General features: G+C 48.0%; 2 rRNA genes. Both read left to right on the top strand.

What is annotated here, in order from left to right:
- Positions 1-83: 83 nt before the first annotated feature.
- Positions 84-2,929 (top strand): 23S ribosomal RNA (locus tag HGPT_RS08620).
- Between the two features lie 33 nt (positions 2,930-2,962).
- A 5S ribosomal RNA gene (gene rrf, locus HGPT_RS08615) occupies positions 2,963-3,077 on the top strand; the annotation flags it as partial.

The following is a 3,077-nucleotide window of genomic DNA, read 5'->3' as shown; positions in this document are numbered from 1 at the left end:
GAACCATAACAACTTAAAAACTAATCAAAATTTCTTAAACAAAACAATTAAACTGGAAATAAACAGAAATGTTTATTAACAAAGGTCAAGTTAAAAAGAGCACTAGGTGAATGCCTAGGCACCAAGAGGCGAAGAAGGACGTGACAAGCTGCGAAAAGCTGCGGGAAGGAGCAAATATCCAATGACCCGTAGATATCCGAATGGGGAAACCCACCGTAAGGTATCCTATAGCCAATCCATAACTATAGGAGGCGAACCAGGTGAACTGAAACATCTAAGTAACCTGAGGAAAAGAAAGAAAACTCGATTCCCTAAGTAGCGGCGAGCGAACGGGGAAGAGCCCGAAGTGTAAAAAGAGACAATAGCCAGCCGAATAATCTGGGAAGACTAACCAAAGAAGGTAACAGTCCTGTAGGCGAAAGCGAAGATATCCGACACAAAAGAGTACCACGGAACACGAGAAATTCAGTGGGAATATGGGGGGACCACCCCCTAAGGCTAAATACTACTTGGTGACCGATAGCGAACAAGTACCGTGAGGGAAAGGTGAAAAGAACCCCGAGAGGGGAGTGAAATAGAATCTGAAACCTAGTGTTTACAAGCAGCGAAAGTGGTAAACATCACGATCGTGTACTTTTTGTAGAACGGGCCAGCGAGTTACGATTATTAGCAAGGTTAAGCATTACAGATGCGGAGCCGAAGCGAAAGCGAGTCTAAATAGGGCGAAAGTTAGTAGTTGTAGACCCGAAACCGTGTGATCTATCCATGAGCAGAGTGAAGTTGAAGTAAAATTCAATGGAGGCTCGAACCGGGTAACGTTTAAAAGTTATCGGATGACTTGTGGATAGGGGTGAAAAGCCAAACGAACACGGAGATAGCTGGTTCTCCTCGAAATAGCTTTAGGGCTAGCCTCTAGTTAGAGTGAAAAGGGGGTAGAGCACTGATTGGTCAAGGGGCATGCATATGTTACCAAGACCTATCAAACTCCGAATACCATATCATGAACTAGGGAGTCAGACTATGTGGGATGAGCTTCATAGTCGAAAGGGAAAGAGCCCAGACCATCAGCTAAGGTCCCAAAATTATAGTTAAGTGGGAAAGGATGTGGAGTTACTGAGACAACTAGGATGTTGGCTTAGAAGCAGCCACTCATTTAAAGAGTGCGTAATAGCTCACTAGTCAAGTGACTCTGCGCCGAAGATAACCGGGGCTAAACTATATACCGAAGCTATGGAACGTCTAACGTTGGTAGAGGAGCAATGTATGAAGGACGAAGCAGAAGTCGTAAGGCACTGTGGACATCATACAAGAGAGAATGCTGGCATGAGTAGCGAGAGGTGAGTGAGAATCTCACCCGTCGAAAACCCAAGGATTCCTGAGCAAGGCTCGTCCACTCAGGGTAAGTCGGGACCTAAGGCGAGGCTGAAAAGCGTAGTCGATGGACAACAGGTTGAAATTCCTGTACCGATACAATCATTAAAGGAAGTGGGGACGCAGAAGGATAATAAGAGCGCCCAGTTGGTGAGGCGTGCAAGCGCAAAGTCTGGAAAGTAGGCAAATCCGCTTTCCGAGAAGGATGAAGCGTAATGCGGATCGAAAACAAGTAGAGAAGCTTATGACTCCACACTGCCGAGAAAAGCCACTACTAGAGAAGTATCGCCCGTACCGTAAACCGACACAGGTAGGTGAGGAGAGAATCCTAAGACGAGCGGAAAAACCTTTGTTAAGGAACTCGGCAAAATGACCCCGTAACTTCGGGAGAAGGGGAGCCTCTGTAAAAGGGGGCCGCAGTGAAAAGGCCCAAGCGACTGTTTACCAAAAACACAAGTTTCTGCTAAGTCGAAAGACGAAGTATAGGAGCTGACACCTGCCCGGTGCTGGAAGGTTAAGGGAAAAAGTTAGCGCAAGCGAAGCTTAGAACTGAAGCCCCAGTAAACGGCGGCCGTAACTATAACGGTCCTAAGGTAGCGAAATTCCTTGTCGGGTAAGTTCCGACCCGCACGAAAGGTGTAACGATTTGGGCACTGTCTCAACAAAGGATCCGGTGAAATTGTAGTAGCGGTAAAGATGCCGCTTACCCACGACAGGACGGAAAGACCCCGTGGAGCTTTACTGTAGGCTGAGATTGAATTTTGGGATTAAATGTACAGGATAGGTGGGAGACAGAGAATTAGGTACGCCAGTATCTAAGGAGTCGCCATTGGGATACCACTCTTTTAATGCTAGAATTCTAACCTAACCCCATGAACCTGGGGAAGGGACACTCTCAGTTGGACAGTTTGACTGGGGCGGTCGCCTCCGAAAGAGTAACGGAGGCGTTCAAAGGTTCCCTCAGCACGGATGGAAATCGTGCGAAGAGTATAAAGGCAGAAGGGAGCTTAACTGCGAGACCAACAAGTCGAGCAGATGCGAAAGCAGGACTTAGTGATCCGGTGGTACCGAGTGGAAGGGCCATCGCTCAACGGATAAAAGCTACCCCGGGGATAACAGGCTTATCTCCCCCAAGAGTCCACATCGACGGGGAGGTTTGGCACCTCGATGTCGGCTCGTCTCATCCTGGGGCTGAAGTAGGTCCCAAGGGTTGGGCTGTTCGCCCATTAAAGAGGCACGCGAGCTGGGTTCAGAACGTCGCGAGACAGTTCGGTCCCTATCCGTCGTGGGCGTAGGAAATTTGAGAGGAGCTGTCCTTAGTACGAGAGGACCGGGATGGACAAACCGCTGGTGAACCAGTTGTACTGCCAAGTGCATAGCTGGGAAGCTAAGTTTGGAAGGGATAAGAGCTGAAGGCATCTAAGCCCGAAGCCCCCCTCGAGATGAGATTTCCCTCGAAAGATAAGACCCCTTGAAGAAAACGAGGTAGATAGGCTCAAGGTGTAAGCACAGTAATGTGTTCAGCTAGCGAGTACTAATAGGTCGAAGAATTGACCAAGAGAGTTAAAGGAAGATTAGTTTTTAAGTGAAATCTGGTGAGAATAGGACAATGGACACACCTGTAACCATACCGAACACAGAAGTTAAGCATTAGTCCGCTGATGGTACTTGGTTGGCAACGACCTGGGAGAGTAAGTTATCGCCAG

This window comes from Peptoniphilus timonensis JC401, assembly GCF_000312025.1.
Lineage (GTDB): Bacteria > Bacillota > Clostridia > Tissierellales > Peptoniphilaceae > Peptoniphilus_A > Peptoniphilus_A timonensis.
Note: the sequence above shows the minus strand (reverse complement) of the source record. Positions and strands in the feature narration are given on the sequence as shown.